The organism is Streptomyces sp. NPDC012825, from assembly GCF_042900925.1.
In the GTDB taxonomy this organism is placed as follows: Bacteria; Actinomycetota; Actinomycetes; order Streptomycetales; family Streptomycetaceae; genus Streptomyces.
In genome coordinates this window covers 754,551-771,013 of the sequence record NZ_JBIBBZ010000001.1, presented here as the reverse complement: position 1 = coordinate 771,013, position 16,463 = coordinate 754,551, and the positions used below count along the sequence as shown (strand labels likewise).

The 16,463-nt window shown below is 74.1% G+C and carries 19 protein-coding genes; 7 read left to right on the top strand and 12 right to left on the bottom strand.

Going from position 1 to position 16,463, the window contains the following annotated elements; genetic code table 11:
• Nucleotides 1-15: 15 nt before the first annotated feature.
• The 5 genes from ACFY7E_RS03785 to sigE form a co-directional block, all read right to left on the bottom strand.
• Complete coding sequence (locus tag ACFY7E_RS03785; protein ID WP_389480381.1) at nt 16-642, bottom strand: hypothetical protein; 627 nt, start codon at nt 640-642, stop codon at nt 16-18.
• Nucleotides 643-717: 75 nt separating this feature from the next.
• Nucleotides 718-1,185: a sec-independent translocase gene (locus ACFY7E_RS03780; protein WP_389480379.1), complete on the bottom strand. Its 468-nt coding sequence runs from the start codon at nt 1,183-1,185 to the stop codon at nt 718-720.
• A gap of 91 nt (nt 1,186-1,276) precedes the next feature.
• Nucleotides 1,277-3,046, bottom strand: coding sequence for a trypsin-like peptidase domain-containing protein (locus ACFY7E_RS03775; RefSeq protein ID WP_389480377.1), 1,770 nt, complete (start codon nt 3,044-3,046; stop codon nt 1,277-1,279).
• 76 nt (nt 3,047-3,122) lie between these two features.
• Nucleotides 3,123-4,061: an anti-sigma factor family protein gene (locus ACFY7E_RS03770; RefSeq protein WP_389480375.1), complete on the bottom strand. Its 939-nt coding sequence runs from the start codon at nt 4,059-4,061 to the stop codon at nt 3,123-3,125.
• Nucleotides 4,058-4,816 carry an RNA polymerase sigma factor SigE gene (gene sigE / locus ACFY7E_RS03765; RefSeq protein WP_389480373.1) on the bottom strand — a complete coding sequence of 253 codons (759 nt, stop codon included), beginning with the start codon at nt 4,814-4,816 and terminating at the stop codon, nt 4,058-4,060. The genes ACFY7E_RS03770 and sigE overlap by 4 nt, the downstream gene beginning before the upstream one ends.
• Before the next feature lie 141 nt (nt 4,817-4,957).
• Here sigE and ACFY7E_RS03760 point away from each other — a divergent pair, with 141 nt between their 5' ends.
• Nucleotides 4,958-5,623 carry an O-methyltransferase gene (locus tag ACFY7E_RS03760; protein ID WP_389480371.1) on the top strand — a complete coding sequence of 222 codons (666 nt, stop codon included), beginning with the start codon at nt 4,958-4,960 and terminating at the stop codon, nt 5,621-5,623.
• Nucleotides 5,624-5,723: 100 nt separating this feature from the next.
• Here the strand turns inward: ACFY7E_RS03760 and ACFY7E_RS03755 are convergent, their stop codons facing one another.
• Nucleotides 5,724-5,891: a DUF3117 domain-containing protein gene (locus tag ACFY7E_RS03755; RefSeq protein ID WP_009997451.1), complete on the bottom strand. Its 168-nt coding sequence runs from the start codon at nt 5,889-5,891 to the stop codon at nt 5,724-5,726.
• 311 nt (nt 5,892-6,202) lie between these two features.
• Between ACFY7E_RS03755 and ACFY7E_RS03750 the strand changes: the two genes are divergently transcribed.
• The gene (locus ACFY7E_RS03750; RefSeq protein WP_389480369.1) at nt 6,203-7,006 is read left to right on the top strand and encodes an enoyl-CoA hydratase/isomerase family protein; all 804 of its coding nucleotides are present in this window, start codon (nt 6,203-6,205) and stop codon (nt 7,004-7,006) included.
• Here the strand turns inward: ACFY7E_RS03750 and ACFY7E_RS03745 are convergent.
• Entirely contained in the window at nt 7,003-7,626 is a 624-nt protein-coding gene (locus tag ACFY7E_RS03745; protein WP_389480367.1) for a DNA-3-methyladenine glycosylase I, read from the bottom strand. The two genes, ACFY7E_RS03750 and ACFY7E_RS03745, sit on opposite strands and share 4 nt — an antisense overlap.
• A complete protein-coding gene (locus ACFY7E_RS03740; protein ID WP_389480365.1) occupies nt 7,623-8,048 on the bottom strand; it encodes a hypothetical protein in 426 nt (141 codons plus the stop codon). Before ACFY7E_RS03740 ends, ACFY7E_RS03745 begins: the two co-directional genes overlap by 4 nt.
• A gap of 103 nt (nt 8,049-8,151) precedes the next feature.
• Between ACFY7E_RS03740 and folP the strand changes: the two genes are divergently transcribed.
• Nucleotides 8,152-9,012 (top strand): dihydropteroate synthase, encoded by an 861-nt coding sequence (gene folP / locus ACFY7E_RS03735; RefSeq protein ID WP_389480363.1) that lies wholly within the window; start codon nt 8,152-8,154, stop codon nt 9,010-9,012.
• A gap of 47 nt (nt 9,013-9,059) precedes the next feature.
• Here the strand turns inward: folP and ACFY7E_RS03730 are convergent, their stop codons facing one another.
• On the bottom strand, nt 9,060-9,809 hold the full coding sequence (locus ACFY7E_RS03730; RefSeq protein ID WP_389480361.1) for a TIGR00730 family Rossman fold protein: 750 nt from the start codon (nt 9,807-9,809) through the stop codon (nt 9,060-9,062).
• A gap of 96 nt (nt 9,810-9,905) precedes the next feature.
• Nucleotides 9,906-11,009 carry a succinyl-diaminopimelate desuccinylase gene (gene dapE / locus ACFY7E_RS03725; protein WP_389480359.1) on the bottom strand — a complete coding sequence of 368 codons (1,104 nt, stop codon included), beginning with the start codon at nt 11,007-11,009 and terminating at the stop codon, nt 9,906-9,908.
• A 29-nt stretch (nt 11,010-11,038) separates the two neighbouring features.
• Here dapE and ACFY7E_RS03720 point away from each other — a divergent pair, with 29 nt between their 5' ends.
• Entirely contained in the window at nt 11,039-11,980 is a 942-nt protein-coding gene (locus tag ACFY7E_RS03720) for a hypothetical protein (RefSeq protein WP_389480357.1), read from the top strand.
• A gap of 301 nt (nt 11,981-12,281) precedes the next feature.
• Nucleotides 12,282-12,689 carry an ATP-binding protein gene (locus tag ACFY7E_RS03715; protein ID WP_389480355.1) on the top strand — a complete coding sequence of 136 codons (408 nt, stop codon included), beginning with the start codon at nt 12,282-12,284 and terminating at the stop codon, nt 12,687-12,689.
• A 72-nt stretch (nt 12,690-12,761) separates the two neighbouring features.
• Here the strand turns inward: ACFY7E_RS03715 and ACFY7E_RS03710 are convergent, their stop codons facing one another.
• Both ACFY7E_RS03710 and fdxA read right to left on the bottom strand, forming a co-directional pair.
• Nucleotides 12,762-13,856, bottom strand: a complete 1,095-nt coding sequence (locus ACFY7E_RS03710) for a bifunctional succinyldiaminopimelate transaminase/glutamate-prephenate aminotransferase (RefSeq protein WP_389480353.1) — start codon at nt 13,854-13,856, stop codon at nt 12,762-12,764.
• Between the two features lie 117 nt (nt 13,857-13,973).
• On the bottom strand, nt 13,974-14,294 hold the full coding sequence (fdxA, locus tag ACFY7E_RS03705) for a ferredoxin (protein WP_015035968.1): 321 nt from the start codon (nt 14,292-14,294) through the stop codon (nt 13,974-13,976).
• 112 nt (nt 14,295-14,406) lie between these two features.
• Between fdxA and ACFY7E_RS03700 the strand changes: the two genes are divergently transcribed.
• Nucleotides 14,407-15,408, top strand: coding sequence for a GNAT family N-acetyltransferase (locus ACFY7E_RS03700; protein ID WP_389480350.1), 1,002 nt, complete (start codon nt 14,407-14,409; stop codon nt 15,406-15,408).
• A complete protein-coding gene (locus ACFY7E_RS03695; RefSeq protein ID WP_389480348.1) occupies nt 15,405-16,448 on the top strand; it encodes a tetratricopeptide repeat protein in 1,044 nt (347 codons plus the stop codon). The genes ACFY7E_RS03700 and ACFY7E_RS03695 overlap by 4 nt, the downstream gene beginning before the upstream one ends.
• Nucleotides 16,449-16,463: the final 15 nt, after the last annotated feature.

Genomic DNA, 16,463 nt, shown 5'->3' with positions numbered 1-16,463 from the left:
GCCCTTCCGCCGTCCTCAGGCGTATGCGTCGAGGTCCTTGATCTGCGCGAACCCGAGCCCGTACGCGCTCATCCCCCGCCCGTACGCCCCCAGGTGCACGCCCGCCGCCGAGCCGGCCAGGACCCAGCCGAACTCGGACTCGCGGTAGTGGAACGGCACCGGCACCCCGTCCACGGGCAGCGAGAGCGTCGTCCAGGCGGGCCCGTCGAGGTCGTCGGCGAGCTCGAAGGCCGTCTCGGTCTGCTGGTCCAGCCAGTTGTCCCGGGTCACGTGGTCGAGCGAGGCCGGCCAGGTGTGGACGAGCAGTCCGGAGCCGGCCAGCCAGGCGGCGGAGGAGACCGTGGTGGCGTCGAGGACGCCCGTCCCGTCGCCGGTCCGCCGGACGGGGCTCGCCGCGACCGTCACGACGACGGCGAAACGCTCCTTCTCCGCGCCGCTCGCGTCCGACTTTATCGACGGCACGTCACCGTGCCCGGTCGATCCGTGCTGCACACTGCCGTCCGCCGCCGTGCCGACCTGCATCAGCCGGCGCGGCCCGGTGAACGCCTCGTCGAGGCCGTACCAGGCGAAGGGCGCCCGCAGGTAGCCCTCGTCGGTCCGCCGGGCCACGGGCGTGCCCTCCACCCGGCTCGTGGTCTCCATCTCGGCCGCCTCCTCGTTCCGTCAACAGAGCGAGGATAGCCACCGGGACGCGCCGGGGCGGTGACCAGCCCGTCGTCAGGTCGCGTCGGAGTCGTACGGAGGGCGCTCGCCGGCGCCCGGCTCGTCCCGCTTCCTGAGCAGGTCGGGGGTGCCCGCCGGGGAGCCGTCGACCGGCGCCGCGCCGGTGGCCGAGCCGTTGACGGCGGGCAGGGTCTCGCGGCCGTGGACCGCGTCGGCGACCTCGTTGATCTCCTTCTTGAGGTCGAAGGTGCCGCGCAGGTCCTTGAGCTCCCTGAGGTCCTCGTTGCTCTCCAGCTGCTTGCGGAGGAACGTCTTGGGGTTGAGGTCCTCGAACTCGAAGTCCTTGAACTCGGGTCCCAGCTCGCTGCGGATGTCGTTCTTCGCGCCGTCGGAGAACTCGCGGACCTTCCGGATGAAGCGCGAGACGTCCTGGATCACCTTCGGGAGCTTGTCCGGCCCGAAGACGAGCACGGCGAGGACCACGAGCGTCACCAGCTCGAGTGCGCCTATGTCGCTGAACACCTAGTAGCTCCTTCACGCCGGTCCGGGGCCCGCTCCACGGTACCCGCCGAAACTGCCGGGCGGGTACCTCGCGGTGTCCGCCGCATGGCGCTCAGGTGCCCTGCGAGGAACCGAGCGTCAACGTCTTTGTCAGCTCTTTGCCGTCGCGGCTCAGAGTGAGCTCCAGGCGGTCGCCCGGGCGGTGGGCGCGGATCTTCACGATGAGCTCCTCGCCGTTGTGCACCCGCTGGCCGTCGACCTTGGTGATGACGTCGCCGGGCCGGAGCCCCGCCTTGGCGGCCGGGCCGCCGGGCGTGACGGAGGCGGTGCCGTCCTTGCCCTTCTCGCCGACGCGAGCGCCGTCGCCGTTGTACTGCATGTCGAGGCTCACGCCTATGACGGGGTGGGTCGCCCTGCCGGTGTTGATGAGCTCCTCGGCGACCCGCTTGCCCTGGTTGATCGGTATGGCGAAGCCGAGGCCGATGGAGCCGGGCTGGCTCGCGCCGTCGCCCTCGCCGTCGCCGGAGCCGCCGGCCGCGCGGATCGCGCTGTTGATGCCGATGACCCGGGCCCTGGAGTCGAGGAGCGGGCCGCCGGAGTTGCCGGGGTTGATGGGGGCGTCGGTCTGGAGCGCGTCGACGTAGCTGATGTCGCTGCCGTCGCCCTTCTCGCCGCCGGCGGTGATCGGGCGCTCCTTGGCGCTGATGATGCCGGAGGTCACGGTGTTGGAGAGGTCGAAGGGGGCGCCGATGGCGACGACGGGGTCGCCGACGCGCACGTTGTCGGAGTTGCCGAGCGGCAGGGCCTTGAGGCCGGAGACGCCGGTGACCTGGACGACGGCCAGGTCGTAGCCGGTGTCCTTGCCGACGAGCCTGGCGCGGGCGGTCTCGCCGCTGGAGAAGGTCACCGAGATGTCCGCGGAGGACCGGGCGCCGTCCACGACGTGGTTGTTGGTGAGGATGTGGCCCCGGGTGTCCAGGACGAAGCCGGTGCCGGTGCCGGCCGAGCCGCTGCCCTTGACGTGCAGGGTGACCACGCCGGGCAGGGCGCTGGCGGCGATCCCGGCCACGCTGTCGGGGGCGCGGCCGGTGTTCTCGGCGTCGGCCTGGGGCAGTTCGACGGCGGCGATGCCGCCGTTGCGCTCGACGTACGCGCCGATCCCGCCGCCGATGACGCCGGTGATCAGGGCGAAGACGAGCGCCCCCGCCACGGCGAGCCCCTTGCGGGACCTCTTGGCGGGCGCGGGCGCGGGCACGGGCCCGCCGACGCCCCAGGGGTCGTACTGCCCCCAGGGCGCGGGACCCCGCGGGTGCGGCGGTACGGGGCCCTGCTGGGGCGGTACGGGGGCCGGGGGCCGCTGTACGGGCGGCGCGGGCGCCCACGGTCCGGGCTCGCCGTAGGGCGGCGTCCGGTACTCGTCGGGGGCGTGCAGCGGCCGGGCGGCGGCCGGGGCCTGTGCCTGCGGCGCGGGGGCCGGGGCGTGGTCCGGGACGTGGTCCGGGGCCGGGTGCGGGACGTGGTCCGGGGACGGGACCTGGTCCGGGGCCCGGTCCTGCGGCTCGCCCTTGGTGAGGACGACGGAGGGCGCGGGGTCCTGGGAGTCGGCCTCGGCGTCCGGTGGGGAGCCCTGAGGGCCGGTCCCGGCCTGCTCGGAGTCCCGGGTGCCCGTTCCGGCGGGCTCGGCGGTCCGCGACGGGGCCTGCGCGGCGGCCGGGGCCGCGTCGAGCGGGGCGGTGGCGGGCGGCTCCGGGAGCGCGGGCGGTTGCGGTGCGGGCAGGGGGAAGTCGCCGTCGCCCTCACCGGACGGAGACGGCGCGGGTATCCGCGCCGTCTCCGGTGTGCTCGAAGGACGGCTCCACCAGTTCGGCTTCCCGTTGTTCATGCTCTCCCCGCAACCGCTGACCCGTCCGCGCCCCTGGGTCGGGCGCCACTGTCCCTGGATTCAACCAGGTCGCGGGTCAACGGGGGGAGCCGAGCGGTGCGGTCGTCGGCCCCGGACCGGGCCCGGGGGCCGGGGCCGACGGGAGGACCGGGCCCGACGGCCGGACGAACGGGGAGAAGAGAGGGAGTACGGGGCGGGAAGGCGGGTACGAGAGGCCCACGGCCGCCCGGGGCGGGACGAAGGAGTGCACGGCCGTCAACGGCACCAGCGCCGTCACCGGACCCTGCGGAACCGTCGCCGGGGTGATCGCGGCGAGCGGCTGGGCGGCGACGACCGCCTGGGCGCCCGTGCGTTCCCCGGAGCGCGCGCCGCGCGCGAAGGGCGTGCCGGTGCCGCCGCCCGCGGTGGTGGTGCGGAGCGGGGTGACCGCGCTGCCCGTGCCCTGGGAGCCGCGCCCGGCCGCGCTCACCGACGCGTCCAGCGGCAGCGTGCCGCCGAGCGCGATGGCCGCGAACGAGACGGCGCTGGCGGCCGCGAAGGCGAAGCGCCGGCCGCGTCCGCCGGAGCCCGGGGAGCGGTCACCGACCTCGTGTATGCGGAAGCCCGTGGCGGGTCCCCCGGGGCGCGGGGTGACGACCGCCGTGGCGAAGCCGTCCGACTTCACCCCCCGGGTGCCGAGGAGTTCCTCGAAGGGGCTTTTGGGGCCCCCGGAACCCCTGAGGCCTCCCGGCCCCCCGAAGCCCCCCGGATCCCCCGGCGGTTCGCCGGGGCTTCCGGGAAGGCCCTGGAGGCGCGCGAGGAGGCCCTCGGAGGGCGGCGGGGGCGCGGAGGAGGCGAAGACGCTCTTGAGGGTGCGCTGCGCGTCGGCCTCGGCCTTGCAGCGGGCGCAGGTCGCCAGGTGGGCGAGGACCCGCTCACGGGCGTCGTGGCCCAGCTCGCCGTCGACGAGCGCGGCGAGCCGGTCCCCGAGGTGGTGCTCCGCGGGGGTCGGTGACGTGGGGAGTGTGCCGCTCACGCTGTGCCCGCCTCCCATCCGACGGAGGCGAACGCACGCTCCGCCCGGGCCTCCGGCGAGCGGTGCTTGAGCGCCTTGCGCAGGTGGGAGCGCCCGCGGTGGATCCGGCTGCGGACGGTGCCGAGCTTCACGCCGAGGGTCGCCGCGATCTCCTCGTACGACAGTCCTTCGATGTCGCAGAGGACGACGGCCGCGCGGAACTCGGGCGCGAGGGTGTCGAGGGCCTGCTGCACGTCGGCGTCGAAGTGCGTGTCGTTGAAGGCCTGCTGCGGCGAGGGCTCGCGGCTGGGGAGCCGCTCGGCGGCGTCGTCGGCGAGCGCGTCGAAGCGGATGCGCTGCTTGCGGCGGACCATGTCGAGGAAGAGGTTGGTGGTGATGCGGTGGAGCCAGCCCTCGAAGGTGCCCGGCGTGTACGTCGACAGCGAGCGGAAGACGCGGACGAAGACCTCCTGGGTCAGGTCCTCGGCGTCGTGCTGGTTGCCCGTGAGGCGGTAGGCGAGGCGGTAGACCCGGCCACTGTGCGTGCTGACGATCTCCTCCCAGGTGGGAGGGGTCCACGCCTGCGATTCCGCATCCGATGCGAAGCTCGCCGTGGTGGGTGCGGAGTCCGCGGTGCGGGAACGGTCAGCGGTGTCGGTCACGGATTTCGGCTCACCCGCCGACCTGAGAAGACGCCGAAGCGCTCCTCCCCGATCCCCAGGCGCAGCCGCACCTCCCCTGTCGGCTCTGGTGGTGTCCAGTGGAGCCCCTACCATAGCCACCTCGCCCGTTAGTTCCGGATAAGAATCTTTACGCGAATTTGGAACCGGCTCGCCCGGCTGCCTCCGTCGCGTCCCTCCCCAGGTGAACGCCCGGTCCCATCTGCGGGTTCCCGGCGGCAGCGGATACAGTCACCGTTGCGTCAACTAAGGGGACAGGAGAGGGCCATTACCGCCAACCGGCAGACGAGCTGGGCGTTCGCCGACGCCTTTGTCGCCGAGGACGAAGCACTGCGCTGGGCCCGTGAGCGGGCCGACGAGGCAGGGCTCCCCTCGGTGTCGCCGGGCACCGGCGGGGCGCTGCGCCTGCTCGCCGCGACGGCGGACGCCAAGGCGGTGGCGGAGATCGGTACCGGTACGGGCGTGTCGGGCATCTACCTGCTGCTCGGGATGCGGCCGGACGGGGTCCTGACGACGGTGGACCTCCAGCCGGAGCGGCAGCAGCTGGCCAAGACGGCCTTCCGGGCGGCGGGCTTCGCGGGAAACCGGGCCCGGTTCATCCCCGGCCGCGCCCTGGACGTGCTCCCCCGGCTCGCGGACGGCGGGTACGACCTCGTGTTCTGCGACGGCGACCGGCTCGAGTACCTGGACTACCTCGCTGAATCGTTGCGCCTGCTGCGACCTGGGGGTCTGGTCTGCTTCGAGGGCGTCTTCGCGGACGGGCGGACGATCGACTCGTCGGCGCAGCCGGCGGAGGTCCAGCGGGTCCGGGAGCTGCTCCGGACGGTGCGGGAGAGCCAGGCCCTGGTGGCCTCGCTGCTGCCGGTGGGCGACGGACTGCTGTGCGCGGTGCGCCGCGGCTGACCGGCCCCGCCGGTGACGGAGCCGTACGGCCTCCGGAGACACCGCCGCCCCGGTGCGGCGGGCCGTACCGGGGCGGCGGTGGAAATCCTGGAGAAGAGGGTCAGCCGACGACCTTCTTGAGGGCGTCGCCCAGCGCCTCGGCCTCGTCCGGGGTCAGCTCGACGACAAGCCGACCGCCGCCTTCGAGCGGAACGCGCATGACGATGCCCCGCCCCTCCTTGGTCACCTCGAGCGGGCCGTCACCCGTCCGCGGCTTCATGGCCGCCATGCTTGTTCCCCTTCCTGAAACCAGCCCATCGACAACCGGGCAGCTCCTTGGTGTGGAGCACGCGTGACCGGCTTCGAACACATTGCTTCCAGGTCATTATCCCGCATGGCAGGACCCGATGACCAACATCGAATGGCATCGCTTGCGCAACGCGCTCTCTCATAACCCCACATTTCGGCGGTCGGCCTGCGATACTTCGCCGCCCGGAGTCCGTCCGGACACCCCTGTTCTTTGACGCAGCTCACATGTGCGACGGGGGTGATCTCCGCCATGCTGTGCTGGTCAACCACGCGACGAGGCGGAGGAAACCCATGGCCGACACGGTGCTGTACGAGGTGAGCGACGGGCTCGCCACCATCACCCTCAACCGGCCCGAGGCCATGAACGCCCTGAACGTGGCCACCAAGGTCGCGCTCCGGGACGCGGCGGAGACGGCCGCGTCGGACCCCGCCGTACGGGCGGTGCTGCTCACGGCGGCCGGGGACCGGGCGTTCTGCGTCGGGCAGGACCTGAAGGAGCACGTGGGGCTGCTCCTGGCGGACCAGGAGTCCGGCACGCGCGACACCATGAACACGGTCCGCGACCACTACAACCCGATCGTCAGGGCGTTCGCCGGAATGCGGAAGCCGGTGGTCGCGGGCGTGAACGGGGTCGCGGCGGGGGCCGGCTTCGGCTTCGCGCTCGCGGCGGACTACCGGGTGGTCGCGGAGACGGCCTCCTTCAACACCTCCTTCGCGGGCGTGGCGCTCACCGCCGACTCGGGCGTGTCCTGGACGCTGCCGCGCCTGATCGGCGCGAGCCGCGCCTCCGACCTGCTGCTCTTCCCGCGCTCGGTCGGCGCGCGCGAGGCGTACGAGCTGGGCATCGCGAACCGCCTCGTCCCGGCCGCCGACCTCGCCGCCGAGGCCGCGAGGACGGCCCGCGCCCTCGCGGACGGCCCGACGGTGGCGTACGCGGCCCTGAAGGAGTCCCTGGCGTACGGCACCGGCCGCTCGCTCTCCGAGGCCCTGGACAAGGAGGAGGAGCTCCAGACCCTGGCGGGCGCGTCGGAGGACCACACCATCGCGGTCCGCGCCTTCGTCGCCAAGGAGAAGCCGAGGTACCTGGGCCGCTAGACGGTCTCCACCGGGGCCTTCACCGGGGCGGTCGCGCGGCCGCCCCGGGCCGCGCACCCCTCCAGGTGGTCGTCGACGAGGCCGCAGGCCTGCATGAGGGCGTAGGCCGTGGTGGGGCCGACGAAGCGGACGCCGCGCTTCTTGAGGGCCTTGGAGAGGGCCGTGGACTCGTCGGTGACCGCCGGGACGTCGGCGAGGGTGCGCGGGACCGGGCGGGTCGCCGGGTCGGGGGCGTGCGACCAGATCAGGGCGTCGAGTTCGCCCGGCTCCCAGCCGGCGAGCAGCTTCGCGTTGGCGAGGGTGGCGTCGATCTTGGCCCGGTTGCGGATGATGCCCGCGTCCAGGAGGAGCCGCTCGCGGTCCGCGTCGCCGAAGGCGGCGACGGCGGCGATCCCGAAATCCGCGAAGGCGCGCCGGAAGCCCTCGCGGCGGCGCAGGATCGTGATCCAGGACAGGCCCGACTGGAAGGCCTCCAGGCAGAGCCGCTCGAAGAGCGCGTCGTCGCCGTGGACCGGGCGGCCCCACTCCTCGTCGTGGTACGCCACGTAGTCCTCGGTCGACAGGCCCCAGGGACAGCGCGCGAGGCCGTCCGGGCCGGTGAGCGTGCCGCCGGCGGTCACGAGCGGCCGTCCTCGGCGTCGCCGGAACCGGGAACGGGGGCGGAACCGGAACCGGGGGCGGGGCCGGAGCCCGGGGCCGGGCCGAAACCGGGTCCGGAGCCCAAGGCCGGGCCGGGACCCGGGCCCCCTCCCCCGCCCGTGAGCGCCTCCTCCAGCTCGGCGATCCGGGCGTCCCGTTCGGCGAGTTCCGCGCCGAGGCGGACCAGGACGTCGTCCACGTCCGCCATCCGGTAGCCCCGGACGGCGACCGGGAGGCGGAGCGCCTCGACGTCGGCGCGGTCGACCGGCCGGGCGGCCGGCAGGGGGTCGACGAGCTGCTCGGGCGCCGCCTCGGGGAGCACCTCGCTCTCCCCGCCGCCGACCACGGCCAGGGTCACCGCGGCGACGACCACGACCATCGTGATGAGCAGAAACCAGAACACCCGCGTGCCTCTTCCCGGAGTGGAAACCGTCCGGTGCCGATCGTGCCATGCGTCACCGACGGTTAGGGTCGCAGGCGAACGGACGCGAGGGAGGGCACAAGGGATGCTGCGCTTGGGACGGCGTGAATTCGGGCCGCACGAGCCGGTGGTGATGGCGATCGTGAACCGGACCCCGGACTCCTTCTACGACCGGGGCTCGACCTTCCTGGACGAACCCGCGCTCGCCCGGGTCGAGCGGGCCGTGGCCGAGGGGGCGGCGATCGTCGACATCGGCGGGGTGAAGGCCGGTCCCGGCGAGGAGGTGACGGCCGAGGAGGAGGCGCGGCGCACGGTCGGTTTCGTCGCCGAGGTCCGCAGGCGCCACCCGGACGTGGTGATCAGCGTGGACACCTGGCGGGCGGAGGTCGGCGAGGCGGTCTGCGAGGCCGGGGCGGACGTCCTGAACGACGCGTGGGGCGGGGTCGATCCGCGGCTCGCGGAGGTGGCGGCGACGTACGGGGCGGGGCTCGTCTGCACCCACGCGGGGGGCGCGGAGCCGCGGACCCGGCCGCACCGGGTGGAGTACGAGGACGTGATGGCCGACGTCCTCCGGGTGACGGTGGGGCTCGCGGAGCGGGCGGCCGCGCTGGGGGTGCGCCGGGACGGGATCATGATCGACCCGGGGCACGACTTCGGGAAGAACACCCGGCACAGCCTGGAGGCGACCCGGCGGCTCGGTGAGATGGCGGAGACCGGCTGGCCGGTGCTCGTGTCCCTGTCGAACAAGGACTTCGTGGGCGAGACGCTCGACCGCCCGGTGCGGGAGCGGCTGCTCGGCACGCTGGCGACGACGGCGGTGTCCGCGTGGCTGGGGGCCCGGGTCTACCGGGTGCACGAGGTCGCGGAGACGAAGCAGGTCCTGGACATGGTGGCGTCGATCGCCGGCCACCGCCCGCCGGCCGTGGCGCGGCGCGGGCTCGCGTAGGACGCGGGTGGGGGCGCCGGGGCCCGGCGCCCCCACCGGCCGGGTTCCTACTTGCCGGTCTCCTTGCTCACCAGCGCCACCGCCTCCTCCACGTCGTCCGTGACGTGGAAGAGCAGCAGGTCCTGCTCCGCGGCCTTGCCGCCCGCGACGACCGAGTCGCGCAGCCAGTCGACGAGGCCCTTCCAGTACTCCGTCCCGAACAGGACGATCGGAAAGCGGGTGACCTTGCGGGTCTGCACCAGGGTGAGCGCCTCGAAGAGCTCGTCCAGGGTGCCGAGCCCGCCGGGCAGGACGACGAACCCCTGGGCGTACTTCACGAACATCGTCTTCCGGACGAAGAAGTACCGGAAGTTCATGCCGATGTCGACGTACGGGTTGAGGCCCTGCTCGAAGGGGAGCTCGATGCCGAGTCCCACCGAGACGCCCTTGGCCTCGCTGGCCCCCTTGTTGGCCGCCTCCATGGCGCCGGGGCCGCCGCCCGTGATGACCGCGAAGCCCGCCTCGACCAGCGCCCGGCCGAGCCGCACGCCCGCCTCGTACTCGGGCGAGTCCGGCTTGGTGCGCGCCGAACCGAAGACGCTGATCGCGCTCGGCAGTTCGGCGAGGGCGCCGAACCCCTCGACGAACTCGGACTGGATGCGCATGACGCGCCAGGGGTCGGTGTGCACCCACTCCGAGTCGCCCTCCGTGTCGAGCAGCCGCTGGTCCGCCGTGCCCGGCTGGACCTGGTCCCTGCGCCTGAGCACCGGGCCCTGACGCTGCTCCTCGGGCTTCGCCACTCCCTCGGGAATGCCCATGGCCTGCTCCCTCCGCCGCTCGGCGGTCCGCCGTGGACCGCCAACTGATCTTCTGGTCCGGTCAGGGTAGGACGACACAGGTGACGAAACGCGAAATTACGGAAGTCGGGCGGTCAGCCAGTCGCGGAGCCGGGCCTCGCAGTGGTGGATCCGCTCGACGACGACGTGCTCGTCCCGCTTGTGCGCGTACATGGGATCGCCGGGTCCGTAGTTGACGGCGGGGACGCCGAGGGCGCTGAAGCGGGAGACGTCGGTCCAGCCGAACTTGGGGTGCGCGCTGCCGCCGACGGCCTTCATGAAGGCCTCCGCGGCGGGGTGGGAGAGGCCGGGCAGGGCGCCGGGGCTCTCGTCGTCCACGACCAGCTCGGCGATGTCGCAGTCGGCGAAGACCTCGCGGACGTGGGCCAGGGCCTCGGCCGGGGAGCGGTCGGGCGCGTACCGGTAGTTGACGGTGACCGTGCAGGCGTCGGGGATGACGTTGGTGGCGACGCCGCCCTGGATCGCCACGGCGTTGAGGCCCTCGTGGTACTCCAGGCCGTCGATGACCGGCTTGCGCGGCTCGTACGCGGCGAGGCGGGCGAGGATGGGGGCGGCGGCGTGGACGGCGTTGGAGCCCATCCAGGAGCGGGCGGAGTGGGCGCGCTCGCCGGCGGTGTGCAGGACGACGCGGAGGGTGCCCTGGCAGCCGCCCTCGACCTGGCCGTCGGAGGGTTCGAGGAGGACCGCGAAGTCGCCCTCCAGCCACTCCGGGTGCGCGGCGGCGATCTTCCCGAGGCCGTTGAGGTCGGCGGCGACCTCCTCGTTGTCGTAGAAGACGAAGGTGAGGTCGCGGTTGGGCTCGGGGACGGTGGCGGCGATCCGGAGCTGCACGGCGACGCCGGACTTCATGTCGGAGGTGCCGCAGCCCCACAGGACGCCGTCCTCGTCGAGGCGCGAGGGCACGTTGTCCGCGATGGGGACGGTGTCGATGTGGCCGGCGAGGACGACCCGCTCCGCGCGGCCGAGCGTCGTGCGGGCGACGACGTTGTTGCCGTACCGGTCGACGGTGAGGTGCGGCAGGGCGCGCAGGGCCCGCTCGACCGCGTCGGCGAGCGGCTTCTCGGTCCCGCTGACGGACGGGAGGTCGACGAGGGCGGCGGTGAGGGCGGCCCCGTCCTGGGACAGGTCGAGGAGGGCGTCGAGCGGGGTGATGTCAGCCATATGCCGACCCTAACCCGGCCTCCAGTACGGTGGGCCCCGTGTCCGAGCCCATCCGTCCCGCCCGCCGTGGCCGCCTCGCCCGTTCCGGGGTCGCCTTCGCCGTGCTCATCGGCCTCGCCTCGTACGTCGGCCTCCACCAGGTGACGGGCAGCAAGGGCACTCCCCGGTGCGCCGTGGGCAGCGGCGACCACCGGTACGAGTTCACCCCGGACCAGGCGTCCAACGCGGCGACGATCTCGGCCGTGGGCACCACCCGGGGGCTGCCGGAGCGGGCGGTGACGATCGCGCTGGCGACGGCGCTCCAGGAGTCGGCGCTGCGGAACATCCGGCACGGCGACCGGGACTCGCTCGGCCTCTTCCAGCAGCGCCCTTCGATGGGCTGGGGCACTCCGGCGCAGATCATGGACCCGGTGTACTCGGCGGGGAGGTTCTACGAGGGCCTGGAGAAGGTCCCGGGGTACTCGCGGCTGCCGCTGACGGTGGCAGCGCAGAAGGTGCAGAAGAGCGGCTTCCCGCAGGCGTACGCGAAGCACGAGCCGGACGCCGCGCTGCTCGCCGCGGCCCTGACGGGCCGGACGCCGGCCGGGCTCTCCTGCACGGCGAACCCGGAGAAGGGCCGTCCGGGCGATCCCCGGCGGGTGCGCGCGGAGCTGGTACGGGCCTTCGGCGAGAGGGCGGCCCCGACGGCGGTGGCCGGCGGTCCGGGCGCGGGCCGGTCGGCGCCGGGGCCGGGGCCGACGGTCCTCGTGGTGCCGGTGCGGCCGGTGGCGGGCGCGGGGTCCGGCGCGGACGAGCGGCGCGGCTGGGAGCTGGCGCAGTGGGCGGTGGCCCGGTCGGAGTCCCTGCGCATCGCGGAGGTCTCCTACCGGGACCGGGTCTGGCGCGCGGGCGAGGCCCTCGGCGGCTGGTCGGAGGTCTCGGGCGCCCCGGCGGCGGACGGCGCGTCCGTCCGCGTGCGGCTGGCGGAGTAGCGAAAACCCCGCTGCACAGCCGTTCTCCCCGTCACTCGCCCGTGGCACGGTCCCGGGCCGGGGCGCGAGGAGTCCGGCGGGGCTTCGGGACGGTTCTCCGGGGCCCCCGTTTCCCTTGTGGCGCAAGGGGAGTGACGGTTCGGCAGGGACCTGCGCAATGACGTGTTCGTCCGCTTTGCTCCCCGCCCGCCCCTACGACGCGTTGCCAATTCTTTACCTTCGACCGCCGCAACCTCCCCCGCCCCGGGGCCGGTTGTCACTGCGTCCGAACGCACACGTCGCACCTCGTCGAAGGAGCACCATGTCCCTCCCCCTGACCCGCCGGATCGCCCGCGCCGCCCTCCTCCTCGCGGCCGGAGCAGCCCCCGTGGTCGGTGCGGCCGGCTCCGCGAGCGCCCTCGACCACAGCCTCGCGCCGACCGGCGCCCTCGGCAGCCTGACGGCCGTGGACGTCGCCGAAGCGGGCACCACCCTCGACGGCGCCTCGCGGTCCACCTCCGGCGTCGTCGGCCAGGCCGGCGAGGCCGCCGGCCCGGTCGCCGAGAAGGTCGCCGGCGACACCGCCGGCGGCGCGGCGGGCGAGGTCGTCGGCAAGGCGGCCGGCGCGGCCGCCGAGAGCGCCGAGGGCCCGACCGGCGGCGCCCTGGGCGGCGGCCTCGGCGGCCTGCCGACCGGCCAGACCCTGGGCGGCCTGCCCCTCGGCGGCTGACCTCCGCACGGAACGCCGGAAGGGCCCGGGGAGCGCGTACCGCTCCCCGGGCCCTTCCGTGTGCGTACCGGGTCAGCCCAGGCGCTTGACGGCCGCCTCGACCCGCTCGTCCGTCGCGGTGAACGCCACCCGTACGAACCGCTCCCCGGCCTCGCCGTAGAAGTCGCCGGGCGCCACCAGGACGCCCTTCTCCGCCAGGTACGCCACCGTCTCCCAGCAGGGCTCGTCCCGGGTCGCCCACAGGTACAGGCTGGCCTCGCTGTGCTCGATCCGGAAGCCGTGCGCCTCCAGGGCCGTCCGCAGCGCCGCCCGCCGGGCCGCGTACCGCTCGCGCTGCTCGGCCACGTGCGCGTCGTCGCCGAGCGCCGCGACCGTCGCGGCCTGCACCGGGGTCGCGGTCATCATGCCGCCGTGCTTGCGGATCCGGAGCAGCTCGCCGAGCACGTCCGGGTCGCCCGCGACGAACGCGGCCCGGTAACCGGCCAGGTTGGAGCGCTTGGAGAGCGAGTGGACGGCGACGATCCCCTCGTACGAACCGCCGTTGACGTCCGGGTGCAGCACGGAGACCGGGTCGGCCTCCCAGCCCAGCTCCAGGTAGCACTCGTCGGAGAAGACCAGGACGCCGTGCTCGCGCGCCCAGGCCACGATCCGGGTCAGCTCCTCCTTCGGGAGGACCTTCCCGGTGGGGTTGGACGGGGAGTTGAGCCAGAGCAGCTTCAGGCCGGCCGGGTCCAGCCCGGTCGGGTCGTCGTACACGACGGGGGTCGCGCCGCAGAGCCGCGCGCCGACCTCGTACGTCGGGTAGGCGAGCCGCGGGTGGGCGACCGCGTCCCCGGCGCCGAGCCCGAGCTGCGTCGGCAGCCAGGCCACCAGCTCCTTGGAGCCGACCACCGGGAGCACGTTCTCGTGGGCGAACCCGACCGCGCCGAGGCGCCGCTCGCACCAGCCGGTGAGCGCGTCCCGCAGCTCCGGGGTCCCCCACACCGTCGGATAGCCCGGCGAGTCCGCCGCCGCCACCAGGGCCTCCTGGACCACGGCGGGGACCGGGTCGACGGGGGTGCCGACGGACAGGTCCACGATCCCGTCCGGGTGCGCCAGGGCCGTCTTCTTGTACGGCTCCAGCTTGTCCCAGGGGAAGACGGGGAGGCGCGAAGAGACTGCGCTCACGGGTTGGCTCACTTCCTCGTACCAGTGCGTACGGATCGACGGACTCGGACCGGCCGTCTCGGGAAACGCGTCGGCCCCGCACGGCGTCGAACGCCGTGCGGGACCGGATGCGGTCGATCAGCCGTTCTGCGGCGGCAGGGCGGCGATGAAGGGGTGGTCCCGCTCGATCTCGCCGAGCTTGGAGGCGCCACCGGGCGAACCGAGCTCGTCGAAGAACTCGACGTTCGCCTTGTAGTAGTCCTTCCACTCCTCCGGGGTGTCGTCCTCGTAGAAGATCGCCTCGACCGGGCAGACCGGCTCACAGGCCCCGCAGTCGACGCATTCGTCCGGGTGGATGTACAAGGACCGCTTGCCCTCGTAGATGCAGTCGACGGGGCACTCCTCGATGCACGCCTTGTCCTTCACGTCGACACAAGGCTGCGCGATGACGTAGGTCACGCTGTCGTTCCTCCTCGATAGGGCTGGTCTGCGCGGGAGCGCGGCGTCGTCGATGCCCGCACCTAGTATCTCCGTTCTCGGGGGCGATCCGAACAGGAGGGGTGGAGAAGCAGTGGAATTCACCGGCGGCGGACGCCTTGAGATCCGTGTCACCAGCGCTGACGTGGGAAAACGTGTCTCCGTTCGGTGCGTGACCGACTCGGGCGAGGCGGGCGGCATGTTCACCGACGCGGTCGGGGTTCTCACATCATGGGACGACGGCGTGCTGCTGATCACACGAAGGAGCGGAGATACCGTCCGGATCGCGGAATCCTCCCTGGTCGCGGGGAAGGTCGTGCCCGCCGCCCCGGCCCGCCGGCGGGGCCCGTCGGCCACCTTCCCGGAGCTGGCGCGGGCCACCGCGCGCGCGTGGGAGCCGGTCGAGAGCGAGGCGCTGGGGGGCTGGACGCTGCGGGCCTCCGACGGGTTCACCCGGAGGGCCAACTCCGTGCTGCCGCTCGGTGATCCGGGGCTGCCGGTCGCCGGGGCGCTGGCGTACGCGCGGGAGTGGTACGCGGACCGGAAGCTGCCCGCGTACGTCCAGGCCGCGACAGGCGCCGAGGGCACCCAGGAGCTGCTCTGCGCCGAGCTCGAACGGCTCGGCTGGCGGCGGGAGGTGTCCGCCGAGGTGCGGATCGCGGCGCTCGCCCCGATCGGGGACCTGGACGCCGACGTCTCCGCCGTCCGTCTCTCCCGCACCGCCGACGAGGCGTGGCTGCGCCGGTACCGGCGCTTCGAGGAGCCGGGTCCGGCGGTGCGGGCGGTCCTCGCCTCCGGCCCGGGCGTGTGGTTCGCGTCCGTGGCGGGCACGGACGGGATGCCGGCGGCCATCGGCCGCTGCGTCGTCGACGGGCGCTGGGCCGGCTTCATGGCCGTCGAGGTCGACCCGGCCCACCGGCGCCGGGGCCTGGCCACGTCCGTGATGACCGCGCTCGCCCGCCGGGCCCTCGACGAGGGCGCGTCGGCGGCCTGGCTCCAGGTGGAGGCGGACAACGACGGCGCGCGGACGCTGTACGACGGGATGGGCTTCGCGCCCCACCACCACTACCACCACTACCGATGGGCGGAGGCGTGACGGAGGAAGGACCTCACGGCGATCCGGGGGGCGGGTCGGAACCTGCTCCGGAGGACGGGTCGGGGTGCGGCCCGGAGGGCGGTCCGGAGCCTGGGTCGGAGCGCGGCCCGGAGCCCGCTCCGGAGGGCGGCTCGACGGACAGACCGAAGAGCGGCTCGGCGGACGGTTCGGCGGGCGGCTCGGAGGGCCGCTCGGCGAGCGGGTCCCCCGAGTTCCCCGGGTCGCCCGACTGGCGGCGGGAGTTCGCGGAGGAGGCGCGGGGCGAGCGGCCCGATCTCGCGCGGCTCTGTCTGCTCATCGGGGCGGTGGCCGACCCCTCCGTCACCCGCCACGACCTCGACGCGGCCGAGATCGAGCTCGACCGCCTCGCCGGGCTCGTCCCGTACGCCACTCGCTTCACCGGCGGCTGGGCCGCCGCCCTCGCCGCGCTCCTGGGCCGCCGCGAGGGGTTCGAGGGCGTGCCCGCCGACTACCAGCGCCTGGAGTCCTCGCTGCTCCACGAGGTGCTCCGGCGCCGTCGCGGGCTGCCGATCCTGCTCTCGGTCGTCTGGATGGAGGTCGCCCGCCGGGCCGGGGCGCCCGTGTACGGGCTCGGGCTGCCCGGCCACTTCGTCGTCGGCTTCGGCGACCCGGCCGACCTGGACCTCGTGGACCCGTTCGCGGGCGGGCGCGCCATGACGGGCGCGGACGCCGAGCTCCTGGTGGCGAGCGCGACCGGCGAGGCGCTCGACCGCTCGATGCTCCGGCCGGCCGAGCCCGGGGCGATCGTGCTGCGCGTCCTCAACAACATCCGCGCCTGGGCGTCCTCCCGCCCCGAGCGCTCCGGCGTCGCCCTGTGGGCGGTGGAACTCGCCCTGCTCCTCCCCTCCCACCCGGCGAGGCTCCGCTACGAGCGCGCCGAGCTGCTCGTCCGGCGCGGGGACTTCCTGACGGGCGCGGTGGAGATGGAGGCGTACGCGCGGGTGATGGACGCGGTGGACCCGGAGGCGGCGACCACCATCCGGCGGCGGGCCCTCGCGGCGCGGGCGCGGCTGAACTAGGGGGTGTACGGCGGG

What these genes read in the sequence shown, in the direction of transcription:
- ACFY7E_RS03755 (WP_009997451.1), bottom strand. Translation starts at nt 5,891, where the DNA reads ATGGCGGCCATGAAGCCGCGGACGGGTGACGGCCCGCTCGAGGTGACC.
- ACFY7E_RS03715 (WP_389480355.1), top strand. Translation starts at nt 12,282, where the DNA reads ATGTCCCTCCCCCTGACCCGCCGGATCGCCCGCGCCGCCCTCCTCCTC.
- dapE (WP_389480359.1), bottom strand. Translation starts at nt 11,009, where the DNA reads ATGGCTGACATCACCCCGCTCGACGCCCTCCTCGACCTGTCCCAGGAC.
- ACFY7E_RS03730 (WP_389480361.1), bottom strand. Translation starts at nt 9,809, where the DNA reads ATGGGCATTCCCGAGGGAGTGGCGAAGCCCGAGGAGCAGCGTCAGGGC.
- folP (WP_389480363.1), top strand. Translation starts at nt 8,152, where the DNA reads ATGCTGCGCTTGGGACGGCGTGAATTCGGGCCGCACGAGCCGGTGGTG.
- ACFY7E_RS03785 (WP_389480381.1), bottom strand. Translation starts at nt 642, where the DNA reads ATGGAGACCACGAGCCGGGTGGAGGGCACGCCCGTGGCCCGGCGGACC.
- ACFY7E_RS03750 (WP_389480369.1), top strand. Translation starts at nt 6,203, where the DNA reads ATGGCCGACACGGTGCTGTACGAGGTGAGCGACGGGCTCGCCACCATC.
- sigE (WP_389480373.1), bottom strand. Translation starts at nt 4,816, where the DNA reads ATGGTAGGGGCTCCACTGGACACCACCAGAGCCGACAGGGGAGGTGCG.
- ACFY7E_RS03775 (WP_389480377.1), bottom strand. Translation starts at nt 3,046, where the DNA reads ATGAACAACGGGAAGCCGAACTGGTGGAGCCGTCCTTCGAGCACACCG.